Raw genomic sequence first — 17,624 nt, forward strand, 5'->3', positions numbered from 1 at the left:
GCAAGCGGAGGACTTCCCATGGCAAACATCGCATTCATCGGTCTCGGCAATATGGGTGGGCCGATGGCGGCCAATCTGGTCAAGGCCGGCCACAAGGTCACCGCGTTCGATCTGGTCGCAGCCTCCCGCGATCAGGCAAAGAGCGATGGTGCTGCGATCGCCGAGAGCGGTGTCGGCGCGGTGAAGGGCGCCGATGTCGTCATCACCATGCTGCCGGCCGGCAAGCATGTGCTCGGCGTCTGGAACGAGGTGCTCCCGGCGATGGCCAAGGGCGCGCTAATCATCGACTGCTCGACCATCGACGTCGAAAGCGCCAAGCAGGCGCATGCGCTCGCGGCCACGCACGGCATGGCCTCGGTCGATGCGCCGGTCTCCGGCGGCACCGGCGGCGCCAAGGGTGCGACACTGACCTTCATGTGCGGCGGTGAGGACAAGGCGTTTGCGGCGGCCCAACCGGTCTTGGTCAACATGGGCAAGAAGATCGTGCATTGCGGCGGCGGCGGGGCAGGGCAGGCGGCCAAGATCTGCAACAACATGATATTGGGCATTTCCATGATCGCGGTCGGCGAAGCCTTTGTGCTGGCCGAAAAGCTCGGCCTGTCGCACCAGGCGCTGTTCGACGTCGCCTCGACCTCGTCGGGCCAGTGCTGGTCGCTCACGACCTATTGCCCGGTTCCCGGTCCTGTGCCGACCTCGCCGGCCAACAACGGCTACAAGCCGGGTTTCGCCTCCAACCTGATGGTCAAGGACCTGACGCTGGCGCAGGACGCCGCCAATGCCGCCGGCGCGGTGACGCCGCTCGGCAAGCACGCGCAGGAGATCTATAAGACCTTCGATGCGTCGGGGCACGGCGGGGTCGACTTTTCCGGAATTATCCAGCACGTTAGGGGACTTGCAGCGAAATAAGACCGTCGTCCTGAGGTGCGAGCGCTTGCGAGCCTCGAAGGATGATGGTCGGCTGCTTGTGGCCCATCCTTGGAGACGCCGCGCTCCGCGCGGCTCCTGAGGATGACGGCGATCAACGTGGTGAGACCAATATCCGATGACCACATTTCAGGACGCACGCGCCTTTCTACTCAAGCACCGCACCGACTACGACACGGCGGTGAGAGATTTCCGCTGGCCGGATCCGGTGCCGTTCAACTGGGCGCTCGACTGGTTCGATGCAGGGCTCGCGAAAAATCCCGACAGCCGCGACAGGCCGGCGCTGTGGATCGTCGATGCCGCCAGCGGCAACGAGACCAAGCTGAGCTTCGCCGAGCTGTCGCGCCGCTCCAACCAGGTCGCGAATTTCCTGCGCGCGCAGGGGCTGAAGCGCGGCGATCATCTGTTGCTGCTGCTCGGCAATGTCGTGCCGCTATGGGAGACCATGCTGGCGGCGATGAAGCTCGGCGTCGTCGTGATCCCCGCGACTACGCTCTTGACCGCTGAAGAATTGCGCGACCGGCTGGATCGCGGCAAAGCGAAGGCGGTCGTCGCCACGCAGGACCAGGTCGCGAAGTTCGCAGGCCTCGGCAGCGACAAGCTTGCGCGCATCGTGGTCGGCGCGGCGGCGCAGACGCAAGACGGTTGGCTGGCGTTCGAGGATGCGGCGAAGGCGCCCGAGGCCTTCACACCAGATGGGCCGACCAATGCCGACGATCCGATGCTGCTCTATTTCACCTCGGGCACCACGGCAAAGCCGAAGCTGGTGCGGCACAGCCAGCGCAGCTATCCGGTCGGACATCTCTCGACCATGTACTGGATCGGCTTGCAGTCCGGCGACATCCATCTCAACATCTCGTCGCCCGGCTGGGCCAAGCATGCCTGGAGCTGCTTGTTCGCGCCGTGGAATGCCGGCGCCACCGTGTTCGTGGTCAACCAGCCGCGCTTCGACGCAAAGGGATTGCTCGCCACCATCGGCCGCTGCGGCGTCACCACGCTGTGCGCGCCGCCGACGGTGTGGCGGATGTTCATCCAGGAGCAGCTCGCGAGCTTCAAAGTCTCGCTGCGCGAAGTCTGCGGCGCCGGCGAGCCGCTCAACCCTGAAATCATCGACCAGGTGAAATCGGCCTGGGGCCTCACCATCCGCGACGGCTACGGCCAGACCGAGACCGCCGCGCTCGCCGGCAATTCGCCGGGGCAGAAGGTGAAGGTCGGCTCGATGGGCCGGCCGCTGCCGGGTTATCGCGTCCAGGTCACCGACAATGACGGCCATGCCGCGAAGGAGGGCGAGGTGACGCTCCTGCTCGGCGCCAACCGGCCGGCGGGCCTGATGCAGGGCTATCAGGGCGACGACGGCAGGCTGATCGGCGCCGATGGCGAGATCTATCGCAGCGGCGATGTCGTGTTCACCGATGGCGAGGGCTATCTGACCTTCGTCGGCCGCACCGACGACGTGTTCAAATCATCCGACTATCGCATCTCGCCGTTCGAGCTGGAGAGCGTGCTGCTCGAGCATGATGCGGTGGCCGAGGCCGCGGTGGTGCCGAGCCCGGACCCGATCCGGCTCGCGGTCCCCAAGGCCTATGTGCTGCTGGTGTCCGGTGTCGAGCGCACGCCGGAGACGGCGCTGTCGATCTTCCAGCACCTGCATACCCGGCTTGCTCCGTTCAAGCGCATCCGCAAGATCGAGCTGGTGACCGAACTGCCCAAGACGATCTCCGGAAAAATCCGCCGGGTGCAGTTGCGCAGGTTCGAACATGACGATGTCAGAAGCGATGCGTTGCGCGGACTAGAGTTCCGCGAGGAAGAATTTCCGGAGCTGCTGAAGGTGCGGGCGTCCGGTACCTAGAGCTTTTTCCGTTCCGATCACGCGAACCGGTACCACTTCGTTCGAAACCGCTCCAATGCCGCCGATTTGAGGTTCCTGCGTCGGTGCCGCGAGTCCGTCTCAGGAACTTCAAATCGACAAACGGCACCAGAGTCGTTTATTTGCTAGTGCCCCTCTTGTTTCCGAAGTTCGCGCAGGGGACCCCGCAACGATTTGCGAACTTCGAAGACGGGGCGCCAGGAGCCATCAATGAACGAAGTCTGGAAGAAGCCGCCGGTGTCGCTGGAAACCTACCAGGGCATGGTCGGCAAGGAGATCGGCGTGTCCTCTTGGCACCTGCTCGATCAGGGCCGCATCGACACCTATGCCGACGTGATCGAGGATCACCAGTTCATCCACGTCGATCCCGAGCGTGCCAAGAAGGAGACCGCCTTCGGCACCACGATCGCGCACGGCTTCCTCACGATGTCGCTCTTGAGCATCATGTCCTACGAGGTGATGCCGGTGCTCGAGGGCACCGCGATGGGCGTCAATTACGGCTTCGACAAGCTGCGCTTCATCTCGCCGGTACGCTCGGGAAAACGCGTGCGCGGCCGTTTCGTGCTGGCGGAAGCCACGCTGCGCAAGCCGAAGGAACTGCTGTCGCGCACCAATGTCACGGTCGAGATCGAGGGCGAGGACAAGCCCGCGCTGGTCGCCGACTGGCTCGGCCTGATCTATTTCAGCTGAGGGATGGTTGAGTAGCTCCACCTTTCTCCGTAAGCGGAGCGGTGGAGCGAGCCCGCCCGGTGCAAGTAGTGCATTGACGGCTTTGATCCCTGATGTCCATCATGCTCCCGTTTGGGCGTGCGGTCGCGCGGAGTGGCAGCCATGGTGCAGAACATCGTCGCCGGACTTGTCGTAGTCGCTTTGATTGTGATTGGCTCGATCAGCTACGCCCAAGAGCATCACGAGTGCTGGAGCGGGCATCTGCTCAAAAGCCTGAAGCCCTGCGGATCGATGACCCCTTCAGTATAGCGCCCCCGCGGCCGCCACGGCCGGGCTTGACCCGGCCATCCATCGCTGCTCAAAAGCTGCCAATCGCGAGCGTTTCCACCCTTTCCCCCTGTGGGAGAGGGCGGCTTCGCGGCACGCGAAGCCGGGTGAGGGGTCTGTCTCCACGCAAAGACTCTCATTTGAGCTCGCGGAGACAGACCCCTCATCCGGCGCGCTGCGCGCGCCACCTTCTCCGACAAGGGGAGAAGGGAAGAAAACAGGACGTGCATATGGCAATCAGGTTTGACGGACGCGTCGCTATCGTCACCGGCGCGGGCAATGGTCTTGGGCGGGCGCATGCGCTGGGGCTCGCGAGCCGCGGCGCCAAGGTCGTGGTCAACGATTTCGGCGGCGCGCGCGACGGCACCGGCGGCTCGCTGTCGCCGGCCGAGACCGTGGTCGAGGAGATCCGCAAGGCGGGCGGCACCGCGATGGCCGACGCCGCCGACGTCTCGAACTTCGAGCAGGTCACCGCGATGGTCGATCGCGCCACCAAGGAGTGGGGCAGCGTCGATCTGCTGTGCGCCAATGCCGGCATCCTGCGCGACAAGTCGTTCACGAAGCTCGAGGTCGCCGACTGGGCCAAGGTGCTCGACGTGCATCTCACCGGCACCTTCTACTGTTGCAGGGCGGTATGGGCCGGCATGCGCGAGCGCAACTACGGCCGCATCGTGCTGACGACCTCGTCGTCCGGCCTGTTTGGCAATTTCGGTCAGGCCAATTACGGCGCGGCGAAGGCCGGCATGGTCGGCCTGATGAACGTGCTCGCAGAAGAGGGCCGCAAGAACAACATCAAGGTCAACACCATCTCGCCGACGGCTGCGACCCGCATGACCGAGGAGCTGTTGCCGCCGCAGGCACTCCAGCTGATGAAGCCGGAAGCGATCACGCCGGCGGTTGAATTCCTGCTGAGCGAGGACGCGCCGACCCGTACCATCATGGGCGCCGGTGCCGGCTCATTCGCGGTCATCAAGGTGCTGGAGACCGAAGGCGTCAACCTGCCGCAGTCCGAGTGGACGCCCGACGGCGTCGCCGCGCACTTCAACGCGATCAGCGACATGTCGACCGCGAAGGCGCTGCAGGGCGCGTTCGAGCAGACACAGAAATACGTCGCCCAGGCCGCCGCGCGGGCCGGGATCAAGTTGTAATCGCCTCGCGAATCTCTCCTTCGTCATGGCCGGGTCAAGCCCGGGCATGACAACTGTTATCGTGGCGAACGTGGAATACACTCCTGCCATGTCTTCGCCCTTACAACACGTCGCCGTCATCGGAGCCGGACCTGCCGGCCTGATGGCGGCGGACGTGCTCGCGCAGGGCGGCACACGGGTCACCGTCTACGACGCGATGCCGTCGGCCGGCCGCAAATTCCTGATGGCCGGCCGCGGCGGGCTCAATCTTACCCATAGTGAACCGCTGGCCGATTTCCTTGCGCGCTATCGCGAGGCGATGCCGCATCTGAAGGCCGCGGTCGAGGCGTTTCCGCCGGATGCCTTGCGCGCCTGGAGCGAGGCGCTGGGACAGCCGACATTTGTCGGCACCAGCGGCCGCGTATTCCCGGAGGCGTTCAAGGCATCGCCCCTGCTGCGTGCCTGGCTGCGGCGGCTCGATGCCGCCGGTGTTGCGTTCGCATTCCGGCATCGCTGGACCGGATGGGATGCGAGCGGAGGGCTGCTGTTCGAGACGCCCGACGGCCCGCGCGTCGTCATTGCTGATGCGACCGTGCTCGCGCTCGGTGGCGCGAGCTGGCCGCGGCTCGGCTCGGATGGCGCCTGGGCGGACATCCTCGACGCGAAGGGGATTGCTGTGGCGCCGATGAAATCAGCCAATTCCGGCTTCACGGTCGCGTGGTCAGATATCTTCCGCGATCGGTTTGAGGGGCAGCCGCTGAAGGGCGTCGCACTGACGATCGGTCCGCATACGGTGCGCGGCGAGGCCATCGTGACGCGTGCGGGGATCGAAGGCGGCGCCATCTATGCGCTGTCGGCGGAGTTGCGCGAGGCGGTGCTCGCAAAGGGAACGGCGATGCTCAGCGTGGCGCTGCGGCCTGACGCTGCGCGCAACGAGCTGGCTGCACGCCTGTCGGCGCCAAAGGGCAAGCAGTCCTTTTCCAATTTTCTGCGCAAGGCCGTGCAGCTCGCGCCCGTCGGCATCGGACTGTTACAGGAGGCGGCAGTCGCGTCCGGCCGGTCGCTGGGCGCGTTGCCGCCGGCCGAATTGGCCGAGCTGATCAATGCCGTACCGATAAAGGTCACCGGCGTGGCGCCGATCGGGCGCGCGATCTCGATTGCCGGCGGGATCAGGTTCGACGAACTCGATGGGGATTTTATGCTGCGCCGGCTGCCCGGCGTCTTCGCCGCCGGCGAGATGATCGACTGGGAAGCGCCGACCGGCGGCTATCTGTTGCAGGCGTCGTTCGCAACCGGTGCCGCAGCCGGCAAGGGCGCGTTGAGGTGGCTCTCGCAACGCGCCTGGTGACGCCGGTCAGCCCGAACCGGTCTTCGTGGCGAAGTCGGTGATCAAACCAAGCACACCAAAGGCTGCGGCAACTGCGCAGACCGCTGTCCACCCACCAAAGCTCCATGCCGCGGAGGCTGCCGCGGCGCCAACCGCGCCGCCGATGAAGAACAGCGCCACGAACAGGCCGTTGATCCGGCCGCGCGCCTCCGGCCGCAGCAGGTTGACGGCGCGGCGGCCGAGCGTCTGATCTGTGGTGATGCCGAGATCGAGCAGGATCGTGCCCAAGCTCAGCACGACGAGCGCTGCGATCCGCGACTCCAGTACGCCGGCCCACGCGCACAGTGCGAGCGAAGCAATGATCAGGAGGTGCGAGCCGATCAGCATCGGCCGCGCAAAGCCACGATCGCCCCATCGTCCGGCGATCGGCGTCGCTGCCGCGCCCGCGACGCCGATCAGCGCGAACAGCGCGATCCCCTTGGCATCGAGTCTGAACGGCGCATCCGGCAGGCGTAGCGCGACCGCGGCCCAGAATGCGGTGAAGGAGGCCATCACCAACGCCGCGGTCCAGGCACGAACGCGCAGCACCGGCTCCTCGCGCAGCAGTCTTGGGAATGAACGCAGCAGCGCGCCGTAGCTGACTTTCGCCGCCGGCTGCAACGTCGGCAAATAGCGCGCCAGCGCGCCGGCGAGCACGGTCATCAGGACGGCCGAGGTGACATAGTAGCCGCGCCAGTTCCAGCCGTCCGCGATCAGGCTCGCCATCGGCCGCGACAGCAGGATGCCGATCATCAGGCCGCTCATGACGTCGCCGATCGCCTGGCCGCGGCGCTCCGGCGGCACCATCGACGCAACCAGCGGCACCACCATCTGGATCGCGGCGCAGGACGCGCCGAGAATGAAGGTAGCGGCGAGCAGGATCAGCGGCGTCGGCGCCAGCGCGGTGCCGATCGCGGCGACGATAGCGCAGACCAGCGTACGCAGGATCAGCCGCTTGTTTTCGACCAGATCGACCAGCGGCACCAGCAGCAGCAGCCCGAGCGCGTAGCCGAGCAGGGTCAGCGTCGAGATCAGCCCAGCCTGCAGCGCGGTCATCTCGAGCGAGCGGCCGATCAGGCCAACAAGGATCTGCGGGGCGAACAGATTGGTGACGACGGTGCCGGTCGTGACGGCGCCGATCCAGATCAGGGGCCGCACGGAAACGGCGCGCGATGAGGGGAGCTTGGTGGCTTCGGAAATGGTCATGGGACCTCGCGATGAAGTGGCAAGGCCCCCTTTAGGGGATTGGCCTAATATGCTACAATTCAAATAAGATAATGAAGTATATGCGAGATTGTTATGAACACACATGACCTCGTGGCGTTCGTCGCCGTGGTGGAGACCGGATCGATCGTCGCGGCGTCGGCGCGGCTGAACCTGACCCAGCCCGGCGTGACGCGGCGGATCCAGAATCTCGAGGAGATGCTCGGCGCGCAGCTGCTCGACCGGCTGTCGAAGCCGCTGAAACCGACGGCCGCAGGGATCGAAGCCTATGAGCAGGGCCGCCGCCTGCTGCGCATGCTCGACGACCTCAAGTCAGGCGTCGCCAATGACGGCGTGGTGCGCGGCGAGTTCAGGCTCGGGCTGACGCCATTCCTGTCGGAGGCGGGCCTCACCGGTCCGCTCGATGCGGTGCGCGGCGAATTTCCCGCGCTCGCGGTGCGCGTCGTCTCGGGCTGGTCGCCCAACAACATGGAGCGCGTCAGCCGCAACGAGCTCGACGCCGCCGCGATCTGCCTGCCGGACGGCACCGCACCGCCTGACGATCTGGCCGCCGACGATCTCGGCGCGCAGCCGGTGGTGTTCGTCGTCGCGCGCGACATGAAGACGCCGAAATTCGTCGATCTCGAATGGCTGTCGCGGACCGGCTGGGTGATCAACCAGGACGGCTGCGGCTTTCGCCAGACGCTGAAGCGCCATTTCGATGCGGCGCATCTGCCGTTCAATATCGCGGTCGAGGCGCTGGACAGTGAGCTGCGCCTGTCGCTGGTGGCGCGCGGCCTCGGCATCGGCCTCGTCACGCCCGTGGCGCTGAAACGAAGCCCGATCCGCAGCCGGCTCAAATCCGTGAAGATCGCGGATTTCAATCCGGCGGTGCGCGCCTGGATCGTGCATCGCCCGCCCGCCGGCCGCCTGGCGCGGCCGATCGAGGTGTTTCGCTCAGCGCTCGACCGCGAACTGCAGGCGCTGATCCGCGCCTAAGCGGCGAGTGGCGAATAGGGAATGCCGAATGGTTCCGCTCGCTATTCGCTATTCGCCTACCGCAGCTTCCCGCGCGCGGCGACCGGCAACGCACCGATGATCTCGTCGCCGCGCACCATCACGACCTCGTCCATCATGTTGACGACGACGCAGACGTGATTGGGCACGATCCGCACGACGTCGCCGACATTGGGCCGCGTGTTGCTGCGGGAGAGGTCGAGGAAACCGTGCTCCTCGGCAAAGCGCGCGATCTTGGCCTCGGGATGTTCGAGGATCAGGCCGTGGCCCTCGAGCCCGCCGGTGTCCGAGGTCAGCGTCTTGGAGCCGGCATCGAGGATGCCGCGCTCGGGGCCGGCGCGGCTGACGACGGTGGAATAGATGTGCAGCGCGCAATCGTCCCAGGTCGCGACGTCGGCCGCGACCTGCATGCGGTCGTTGTAGATGTAGGTGCCGAAGCGGTGCTCGGTGCCGCCCTTCAGCTTGCCGATGTTCTTCAGGTTCGGCGTGCCGCCGGTGGAGACGATTGTCGCGTCGAGGCCGTGGGCGCGCACGCCGGCCAGCGCCTCGTCGTAGAATTTCTGCGCATCCGCCCAGCCGGTCTCGGTCGGGTACAGCATGAAGCCCGCGAAGCTCAGGCCCTTCGAGGCTGCGATCTCGCGTGCCAGCGCGATCGCCTCAGCCGGGGTCTCGACGCCGGCGCGCTTGCGCCCGGTATCGCATTCGACCACCACCGACAGCGGGCGGCCGGAGGCGGCCGCGGCCTTCGGCAGGTCGCCGACCACGACCGAATTGTCGGCCGCGACGGTGACGTTGGCCTCCCCTTGCAGGGCGCCGAGCCGCGCCATCTTCTCGTCGCCGAGCAGATTGTAGCTGATCAGGATGTTGTCAATGCCGGCGTCCGCGAAGATCTCGGCCTCGCCGAGCTTCTGGCAGGTGATGCCCTTGGCGCCGGCCTTGATCTGCAGCTGCGCCAGCATCGGATTCTTGTGCGTCTTGATGTGCGGCCGGTTGGCGACACCGGCCTCATCGCAGGCTTTCTGGATGCGCGCGATGTTGCGCTCGACCCGGTCCATGTCGATCACGGCGCAGGGCGTGCCGTATTCCTTGGCGATCTTGGCGGCGAGGGGCGTGGTCATCGGGTCAACTCCAGTTCAATTGTCGTCATTGCGACGAGCGCAGCGACGAAGCAATCCATCTCTCGGCAAGCGACGAAATGGATTGCTTCGCTTCGCCCGCAATGACGGCAGGAATCATCATCATGCCTGTTCGATCTCTTCGCGGAGCACTTCGAGCTCAAGCCAGCGGTCCTCGGCGGCGGCGAGCTCGTCTTGCGCCTTTGCGATCGCGGCCGAGGCGGCGTCGAATGTCTTGCGATCCTTGCTGTAGAGGTCGGGATCGTCGAGCACCTTCTGCTGCCTGGCAATTTCGGCGTGCAGTCTGTCGATCGTCTTCGGCAGCGTCTCCAGCGCGTGCTTCTCGTTGAAGCTCAGCCGGCGCCTGGGTGCCGCTTCGGGCGCCGCGGCCCTGGCTTCCTTTTTCTCCTCGATCGCGGCGTCCGCCTTCACCGTCTCGCGCTTCACGTCGGCGCCGCGCTGCGCCAGCATGTCGGAATAGCCGCCGGCATATTCGATCCAGCGTCCCTGGCCTTCGGGCACGATCACGGACGTCACCACGCGGTCGAGGAAGTCGCGGTCGTGGCTGATCAGGATCACGGTGCCGTCGTAGTCGCCGAGCATGTCCTCGAGCACGTCGAGGGTTTCGAGATCGAGGTCGTTGGTCGGTTCGTCCAGAATGAGCAGGTTCGATGGCTTGGCCAGCGCGCGCGCCAGCATCAGCCGGCCACGCTCGCCGCCGGATAGCGCTTCGAGCGGCGTGCCCCGCTGCTCCTGCGCGAACAGAAAATCCTTCATGTAGCCGATGACGTGCTTCGACTTGTCGCCGACCATGACGTGATCGCCGCGGCCGCCGGTCAGGGCTTCGGCCAGCGTCAGCTTCGGATCGAGGCTCTCGCGATGCTGGTCGAGCGTCGCCATCTCGATATTGGCGCCCAGCCGCACCGAGCCGGAATCGGGCGGATCGTTGCCGATCAGCAGATGCACCAGCGTGGTCTTGCCGGCGCCGTTCGGGCCGACGATGCCGACGCGATCGCCGCGCTGGATCCGCGTCGAGAAGCCGTCGACGATCGTGCGCTCGCCAAAGGCCTTCGCGATGTTCTTGGCCTCGATCACCAGGCGGCCGGATTTGTCGGCCTCGGCGGCGGCGAGTGTGGCATTGCCGGTGGCACCGCGATAGTCGCGGCGCTGGTCGCGCAGTGCAAAGAGATTGCCGAGCCGTTTGACATTGCGCTTGCGGCGGCCGGAGACGCCGTAGCGCAGCCAATGTTCCTCGTTGACGATCTTGCGGTCGAGCTTGTGCTGCTCACGCTCTTCCTCGGCCAGCACCTCGTCGCGCCACGCCTCGAACGCACCGAAGCCGCGCTCGATCTGCCGGATCCGGCCGCGGTCGAGCCAGGCCGTGGCGCGCGACAAGTTCGTGAGGAAGCGGCGGTCATGGCTGATCAGGACCAGCGCGCAGCGCCGGCTTTCCAATTCGCCCTCCAGCCATTCGATAGTCGGCAGGTCGAGATGGTTGGTCGGCTCGTCCAGCAGCAGGATATCGGGCGAGGGCGCCAACACGCGTACCAGTGCTGCGCGGCGCGCCTCGCCGCCGGAGACATGCGCCGGATCTTCCTCGCCGGTGAGGCCGAGCTGTTCGAGCAGATAGTGCGCCTGATAATGGTCGTCACCGGGGCCAAGGCCGGCCTCGACATAGGCCAGCGTCGTCTTGTGGTCGCCGAAATCCGGCTCCTGCGGCAGATAGCGGATGGTGGCGCCGGGCTGCACGAAACGGCTGCCGGAGTCGGGCTCGACCAGGCCGGCCGCAATGCGCAGCAGCGTCGACTTGCCGGAGCCGTTGCGGCCGATCAGGCAGACCCGTTCGCCTGCGGAGACCGACAGTTCGACGCCGGTCAACAGCGGCGTGCCGCCGAACGTCAGGCTGATGTCCTTGAGCTGGATGAGCGGTGGGGCCATCGCGCTAATCCCCGTTCGTCGCCGCCTGCTCGGCGCGGCGGCGCTGGATGCGGCGGATGGTCTGGTCGAGCGTCGACAGGAAGGTCGAGCGGTCGCGCGGAGAGTATGATTTCGGCCCACCGGTGATTTCACCCGACGAGCGCAGATCGGTCATCAGGTTGCGGACCGCGAGCGTCATGCCGATCGATTGTTCCGTGAACGGCTTGCCGTTCGGCGCGATCACATCGGCGCCGGCCTTGACGCAGCGGCTCGCCAGCGGAATGTCCGCGGTGATCACGACATCGCCCTCATGCGCGCGTTCCGCGATCCAGTCGTCGGCCGCGTCCATGCCGGAACCGGCGGCGATGCGCTCGATCAAGGGATCTTGCGGCACGCGGATGAAATTGCCTGCGACCACGCTGACGGGCACGCCGAGCCGGATCGCGACGCGATAGATTTCGTCCTTCACCGGGCAGGCGTCGGCGTCGACATAAATGCGGGTGGGGGCGGGGGTTTCAGTCATCGATTCCAAGGTTGGCAGGCGCGGCCTGCGTGTACTCCATGATGCGGAAAATTGCGAGCAGAACGAGAAGCTTGCCATGCCCCCTTGTTCGACTACCATTGTCACCGGAAAAACAACGGAAATAAGGGAAAACCCCATGGATTCGCTGACCTACCGCGTCTCGGCCTACAACACCTCGAAGCTCTCGGAGAACAAGATTCACGACGACGCGGTGGCGCGGAAGTTCGGCTTTTCCGGCGGGCTGGTGCCCGGCGTCGATGTGATGGCCTACATGATGCATCTGCCGGTCGAGAAATGGGGCCGCGATTTCCTCGAGCGTGGCCTGATCGAGGCGCGCTTCGTCAAGCCGGTCTATGACGGCGAGATCGCGGAATTGACCGGGCAGGAGACCGGCAACGGGCTGTCGATCGAGCTGCATAGCCGCGGCGAGCTCTGCGCCACCGGCACCGCATCGCTGCCGGCTTCAGTGCCGAAATTTATGCTCGACGATTACAAGCAGGTCGCGGCGGTTGCCGAGCGCAAGCCGGTCAGCGCGTCGTCCTACGAAGAGGGCAAGTGGCTCGGCACCATTCCGCGCGATTGGTCCGGCGATGCCGCGAAGGACTATCTCGCCGATATCAGGGAGACCGACCCGATCTACTTGCGCGAAGGTCTCGGCCATCCCGGCCTGCTGCCGCGGGTGATGAACAAGGTCCTGGTCGACAATGCGATCCTCGGGCCCTGGATCCATGTCGGCACCCGCATGCAGCTCTTGTCGGCCGGCAAGATCGGCGACGAGCTCGTGGCGCGCGCCAAGGTGACCGGCAGTTACGACAAGAAGGGCCACCGTTTCGTCGAGCTCGATGCGCTGGTGCTCGGCAATGGCACACCGCTGGCGCATTGCTGGCACATCGCGATCACCCAGCCGCGCGAGCAGGCCGCGGCGTAGGGAAGGTGCAAAAAACCCGTCCACACCCGCAACTGGATACCCCGCGGATGCGGGGTATCCAGTACGCCGCGGCTTCTCGGTCCTATCGCTGACGTCTCTGGAGTACTGGGTCACCCGCTTTCGCGGGTGATGACAGTGGTGTTGGCGGTAATAGCGCGCGCCCTTACGCCACCTTCGCCTTGGCATCCTGGATCGCGCGCCAGACGCGTTCTGACGTCAGCGGCATGTTGATGTGCTTGATGCCGTACTCCGACAGCGCGTCGATCACGGCATTGACGATGCAGACGAGGCTGCCGGCGCAGCCGGCTTCGCCGCAGCCCTTGGTGCCGAGCGGATTGGATTTCGCCGGCGAGGGATGATCGCCGACCTGCATCGACGGCACGTCGCCGGCGCGCGGCAGCGCGTAGTCCATGAACGAGCCGGTGATCGGCTGGCCCGAGCCGTCGTAGCTGACTTCCTCCATTAGCGCCTGGCCGATGCCCTGTGCCACGCCGCCGTGCAGCTGGCCGGCGACGATCATCGGATTGACCACGGTGCCGAAATCGTTGACCGCCGAGTAGCGCACGATCCGCGTCACGCCGGTGTCGGGATCGATCTCGACTTCGGCGACATGGCAGCCGTTCGGGAAGGTCGACGCGGTCTCCTTTGTGGCGTGATCGACGTCGAGCGTCTCCGGCGTGCCCTCGGGCATCTTGCTGTCGCGCATCCGCTCCGCGAGCTCCATGATGCCGATCGAGCGGTCGGTGCCGGCGATGGTGAAGCGGCCCTGGCCGAACTCGATGTCGGCCTCGGAGGCCTCGAGCATGTGCGCGGCGGCCTTCTTGCCCTTCTCGACCACCAGTTCCGAGGCCTCGACAATCGCTTGCCCCGTCGCGGTGATCGAGCGCGATCCGCCGGTGCCGTTGCCGAGGCGCACCAGATCGCTGTCGCCCTGTTCGAGCGTGATCTTCTCGAAGGGAACGCCGAGCTGGTCGGACAGCACCTGCGCGAAGGGCGTGGCGTGGCCCTGGCCGTAATCCAGCGTGCCGGTGGTGAGCTTCACCGAGCCGTCGGGCTCGAAGGTGATCTTGCCGAGCTCGCCGCTCGGCGGCGCGGTGACCTCGAGATAGGAGCCGACGGCGATGCCGCGCAGCTTGCCGCTCTTCCTGCTCTCCTTCTTGCGCTTGGCGAAGTTCTCGTAGTCGGAGATCTCCAGCGCCTTCTGGAACACGCCGGCGAAGTCGCCGCTGTCATAGGTGACGCCGGAGGCGGCCGGAAACGGCAGCTGCGACGGCTTGATGAAATTGCGCTTGCGCAAGGTGAAGCGGTTGATGCCCATCTCGTCGGCAGCGGCATCGATCAGCCGTTCCATGTAGTAGTTGGCCTCGGGCCGGCCGGCGCCGCGATAGGCGCCCATCAGCGTGGTGTTGGTCAAAACCGTCTTGATGTCGACGCCGAGCAGCGGCGTACGGTAGACGCTGGCGAGGTTCTTGCCGGTATTGAGCGACAGCGGGCCGGGCGCAACGCCGGTGATGTAGGCGCCGAGATTGCCGTATCCGGATAGCCGCACCGCGAGGAACTTGCCGTCGGCATCGAGCGCGAGCTCGGCGTGGATCAGCTGCGCGCGGCCCTGGCTGTCGGACAGGAAGCTGGTCGAGCGTTCGTCCAGCCACTTCACCGGGCGGCCGAGCTCGCGCGCCGCGTGCGCGATGCAGGTGTATTCGGGATAGTTGAGGTTCTTCATCCCGAACGAGCCGCCGACATTGCCGGTGAGGATGCGGACCTTGTCGGCGGGCACGTTGAGCAGGCGCGCCAGGATCGCCTTGTTGCCGGAGACGCCCTGGGTCGGTACCTGCAGCGTGAAGCGTTCGGCCTTGTTGTCGTAATGCGCCAGCGCGACGCGCGGCTCCATCGAGACCACGGCGACGCGGGTGTTGACGATGTCGAGCTTGGTCACATGCGCGGCGGCGGCGAACGCCGCCTCGATCCTGGCGGTGTCGCCATAGTGATAATCGAGCGCGACGTTGTCAGGGATGTTGTCGTAGAGCTGCGGCGCCCCGGGCTTGGCCGCTTCGGCCGCGTCGGTCACCGCCGGCAGCGGCTCGATGTCGACCTCGACGGCCTCGGCCGCGTCGCGCGCCTGCGCCGCGGTCTCCGCGACCACGAAGGCGATGGGATCGCCGACGAAGCGCACCTTGTCGGTCACGAGCGCCGGGCGGTTGGTCTGCAGTAGCGGCGAGCCGTCGCGGTTCTTCAGCGGCAGGCCGCAGGTGAAGGGCTTGTAGCCCGCGGCCGCAAGGTCGGTGCCAGTCCACACCCCGAGCACGCCTGGCATCGCCTTGGCGGCTGCCGTATCGATCCCCTTGATGATTCCGTGGGCATGGGAGGAGCGGACCATCCAGCAGGTGGCCTGGCCGGGCAGGGAGAAATCGTCGGTGTATTTGCCCTTGCCGCGCACCAGGGTGTCGTCCTCCTTTCGTCGAACAGGCTGTCCGACACCGTATTTTTGCAGTGCGATAGCGTTTTCGAGGGAGGCGGGCGGCGTGTGATCTTGCATCGGAAAATGACCTGAAATGCCCGGATTCGCTGGAGTTTGGGGGCGCTGAGGAGATAACGCACACCCCCCTTAACGACAACGCCCGATTGGGCATGGACCCAATGTGAACGGAGTTTGCGCAGGGCTTTGACGCTGCTAAAGTTTCCGTGAACGACAAATATTCGGCGGGCCCCCGGATTCCCCTTGGGCCCTGCGGAAAGACAGTTTTGATGAATGACCATGTGCGGCTTTGCGACGGCCCTCCGGCCGGCGAAGCCCCGTCAGGGTTGGTTGCGGTAGCCGCGGAAAGCGGCGTCTACGCCGCACTCGATCTTGGCACCAACAATTGCCGGCTGTTGATCGCCTGTCCCACCGGCGACGGGTTCCGCGTCGTCGACTCATTTTCGCGAATCATCCGGCTCGGCGAGGGCATCGCCGCGACCGGCACGATCAGCGAGGCCGCGATCGAGCGGGCGATCGCCGCGCTTGCCATTTGCAGCGACAAGATCCGCTATCGCAAGGCCCGCCGGCTGCGGCTGATCGCTACCGAGGCCTGCCGCGCCGCCGGCAACGCCGAGAGTTTTCGCGCGCGCGTCGCGGCCGCGACCGGCATCGAGCTCGAGGTGATCGACCGCGAGACCGAGGCGACGCTTGCCGTGATCGGCTGCTCGCCGCTGCTCGATCCGAAGGGGCGGGGCGCCATCCTGTTCGACATCGGCGGCGGCTCGACCGAGCTGGTGCGGATCGAGCGCGATCCCGACGCGCCCGATGCGCCGCCGCGCATCAAGGCGTGGATGTCGATCCCGCTCGGCGTGGTCACGCTGGCCGAACATTTCGGTGGCAAGAACGTCACCCGGGATCTGTACGCGCGGATGATCGATGAGGTCGCGCGCTATGTCGCGCCGTTCGCGGCCGAGCATGGCAATGATTTGCGCGACATGCACATGCTCGGTACCTCGGGCACCGTCACCACGCTCGCCGGCGTCTTCCTCAATCTGTCGCGCTACGATCGCCGGCGCATCGACGGCATCTGGATGAACGATTGCGACGTCACCGCGACGATCCAGAAACTGCTCGGCATGAGCTACGAGGCGCGCGTCCACAACAATTGCATCAGCGTCGAGCGGGCCGACCTCGTGCTCGCCGGCTGCGCGATCCTCGATGCAATCCGCGACGCGTTCCCGATGCCGCGGCTCCGGGTTGCCGATCGCGGCCTGCGCGAGGGCATGCTGGTCGAGATGATGCGCGAGGACGGCGCGCTGCGGGCGTGCTAGAGCGTCCTTAGCCTCGCCCCGCCTGCGGGGAGAGGCCGGATTGCATCGCAAGATGCAACCCGGGTGAGGGGCACTCTCCACGAGCGCATCTCTCACCTTCATTGCGGAAGCGGCCCCTCACCCCAACCCTCTCCCCGCAAGAGCGAGGCGAGGGAGCAGAGAAGCAATATGGCGAAAGACACCACCGGGCGGCTGCACGTCACGGTCAAGAGCGGCGGCAAACGAAAACTGTCGTCAAAACTCTGGCTCGAGCGCCAGCTCAACGATCCCTATGTCGCCAAGGCCAAGGCGATGGGCTATCGCTCGCGCGCGGCGTTCAAGCTCACTGAGATCGACGACAAATATCGCCTGCTCAAGCCGGGCATGACCGTGGTTGACCTCGGCGCCGCGCCCGGCGGCTGGAGCCAGATCGCGGCGAAACGCACCGGCGCTGCCGACGGCAAGGGTAAGGTGATCGCGATCGATCTGCTGGAGATGGGCGAGATCCCCGGCGTCACCTTCGCGCAGCTCGACTTCCTCGACCATGACGCGCCTGCGAGGCTGATCGCAATGATGGGCGGCCGCGCCGATTTCGTGATGTCCGATATGGCCGCCAACACCACGGGCCACCGCAAGACCGACCAGCTGCGCATCATCGGCCTGGTCGAGACCGCCGCGCATTTCGCCGGCGAGGTGCTCAACCCTGGCGGCACGTTCTTGGCAAAAGTGTTCCAGAGCGGCGCCGACGCCGAACTGGTGACGCAGCTGAAGCGCGATTTCGCCGCCGTTCGCCACGTCAAGCCGGCCGCCAGCCGACAGGACTCCTCCGAGCGCTACGTGCTGGCGACGGGGTTTCGCGCCGCGCGCAGCTAA

The 17,624-nt window shown here is 66.0% G+C and carries 15 protein-coding genes; 10 read left to right on the forward strand and 5 right to left on the reverse strand.

Annotated elements, in window-relative coordinates:
- Nucleotides 1-18: 18 nt before the first annotated feature.
- From mmsB to ABIB78_RS04110, 6 genes are all read left to right on the forward strand, one after another.
- Complete coding sequence (gene mmsB, locus ABIB78_RS04085; protein WP_429021761.1) at nucleotides 19-906, forward strand: 3-hydroxyisobutyrate dehydrogenase; 888 nt, start codon at nucleotides 19-21, stop codon at nucleotides 904-906.
- A gap of 136 nt (nucleotides 907-1,042) precedes the next feature.
- The gene (locus ABIB78_RS04090; protein ID WP_429021763.1) at nucleotides 1,043-2,773 is read left to right on the forward strand and encodes an AMP-binding protein; all 1,731 of its coding nucleotides are present in this window, start codon (nucleotides 1,043-1,045) and stop codon (nucleotides 2,771-2,773) included.
- A 228-nt stretch (nucleotides 2,774-3,001) separates the two neighbouring features.
- Entirely contained in the window at nucleotides 3,002-3,481 is a 480-nt protein-coding gene (locus ABIB78_RS04095) for a MaoC family dehydratase (RefSeq protein ID WP_050418862.1), read from the forward strand.
- Between the two features lie 141 nt (nucleotides 3,482-3,622).
- Complete coding sequence (locus ABIB78_RS04100; protein WP_429021766.1) at nucleotides 3,623-3,769, forward strand: hypothetical protein; 147 nt, start codon at nucleotides 3,623-3,625, stop codon at nucleotides 3,767-3,769.
- A gap of 248 nt (nucleotides 3,770-4,017) precedes the next feature.
- Nucleotides 4,018-4,935 carry an SDR family NAD(P)-dependent oxidoreductase gene (locus ABIB78_RS04105; RefSeq protein ID WP_429021767.1) on the forward strand — a complete coding sequence of 306 codons (918 nt, stop codon included), beginning with the start codon at nucleotides 4,018-4,020 and terminating at the stop codon, nucleotides 4,933-4,935.
- 88 nt (nucleotides 4,936-5,023) lie between these two features.
- Entirely contained in the window at nucleotides 5,024-6,262 is a 1,239-nt protein-coding gene (locus ABIB78_RS04110) for a TIGR03862 family flavoprotein (protein WP_429021770.1), read from the forward strand.
- Nucleotides 6,263-6,268: 6 nt separating this feature from the next.
- On the opposite strand, the gene ABIB78_RS04115 is transcribed toward ABIB78_RS04110, so the two are convergent.
- The gene (locus tag ABIB78_RS04115) at nucleotides 6,269-7,486 is read right to left on the reverse strand and encodes an MFS transporter (protein ID WP_429021772.1); all 1,218 of its coding nucleotides are present in this window, start codon (nucleotides 7,484-7,486) and stop codon (nucleotides 6,269-6,271) included.
- 93 nt (nucleotides 7,487-7,579) lie between these two features.
- Between ABIB78_RS04115 and ABIB78_RS04120 the strand changes: the two genes are divergently transcribed.
- Nucleotides 7,580-8,482, forward strand: a complete 903-nt coding sequence (locus tag ABIB78_RS04120) for a LysR family transcriptional regulator (protein WP_429021773.1) — start codon at nucleotides 7,580-7,582, stop codon at nucleotides 8,480-8,482.
- A 56-nt stretch (nucleotides 8,483-8,538) separates the two neighbouring features.
- Here ABIB78_RS04120 and ABIB78_RS04125 read toward each other — a convergent pair whose 3' ends face one another.
- From ABIB78_RS04125 to ABIB78_RS04135, 3 genes are all read right to left on the reverse strand, one after another.
- Nucleotides 8,539-9,618, reverse strand: a complete 1,080-nt coding sequence (locus tag ABIB78_RS04125) for a D-TA family PLP-dependent enzyme (protein ID WP_429021775.1) — start codon at nucleotides 9,616-9,618, stop codon at nucleotides 8,539-8,541.
- Between the two features lie 120 nt (nucleotides 9,619-9,738).
- Nucleotides 9,739-11,553 carry an ABC-F family ATP-binding cassette domain-containing protein gene (locus tag ABIB78_RS04130; RefSeq protein WP_429021777.1) on the reverse strand — a complete coding sequence of 605 codons (1,815 nt, stop codon included), beginning with the start codon at nucleotides 11,551-11,553 and terminating at the stop codon, nucleotides 9,739-9,741.
- Between the two features lie 4 nt (nucleotides 11,554-11,557).
- Complete coding sequence (locus tag ABIB78_RS04135; protein ID WP_429021779.1) at nucleotides 11,558-12,055, reverse strand: YaiI/YqxD family protein; 498 nt, start codon at nucleotides 12,053-12,055, stop codon at nucleotides 11,558-11,560.
- Nucleotides 12,056-12,191: 136 nt separating this feature from the next.
- Between ABIB78_RS04135 and ABIB78_RS04140 the strand changes: the two genes are divergently transcribed.
- Complete coding sequence (locus ABIB78_RS04140) at nucleotides 12,192-12,983, forward strand: hypothetical protein (RefSeq protein ID WP_429021782.1); 792 nt, start codon at nucleotides 12,192-12,194, stop codon at nucleotides 12,981-12,983.
- A gap of 163 nt (nucleotides 12,984-13,146) precedes the next feature.
- Here the strand turns inward: ABIB78_RS04140 and ABIB78_RS04145 are convergent, their stop codons facing one another.
- Nucleotides 13,147-15,519 (reverse strand): xanthine dehydrogenase family protein molybdopterin-binding subunit, encoded by a 2,373-nt coding sequence (locus ABIB78_RS04145; protein WP_429021784.1) that lies wholly within the window; start codon nucleotides 15,517-15,519, stop codon nucleotides 13,147-13,149.
- A gap of 209 nt (nucleotides 15,520-15,728) precedes the next feature.
- On the opposite strand from ABIB78_RS04145, the gene ABIB78_RS04150 reads away from it, so the two are divergent.
- Nucleotides 15,729-16,772 carry a Ppx/GppA phosphatase family protein gene (locus tag ABIB78_RS04150; RefSeq protein WP_429021787.1) on the forward strand — a complete coding sequence of 348 codons (1,044 nt, stop codon included), beginning with the start codon at nucleotides 15,729-15,731 and terminating at the stop codon, nucleotides 16,770-16,772.
- Nucleotides 16,773-16,940: 168 nt separating this feature from the next.
- A complete protein-coding gene (locus ABIB78_RS04155) occupies nucleotides 16,941-17,624 on the forward strand; it encodes an RlmE family RNA methyltransferase (protein ID WP_429021789.1) in 684 nt (227 codons plus the stop codon).

The organism is Bradyrhizobium sp. I1.14.4 (assembly GCF_050435825.1).
In the GTDB taxonomy this organism is placed as follows: Bacteria; Pseudomonadota; Alphaproteobacteria; order Rhizobiales; family Xanthobacteraceae; genus Bradyrhizobium.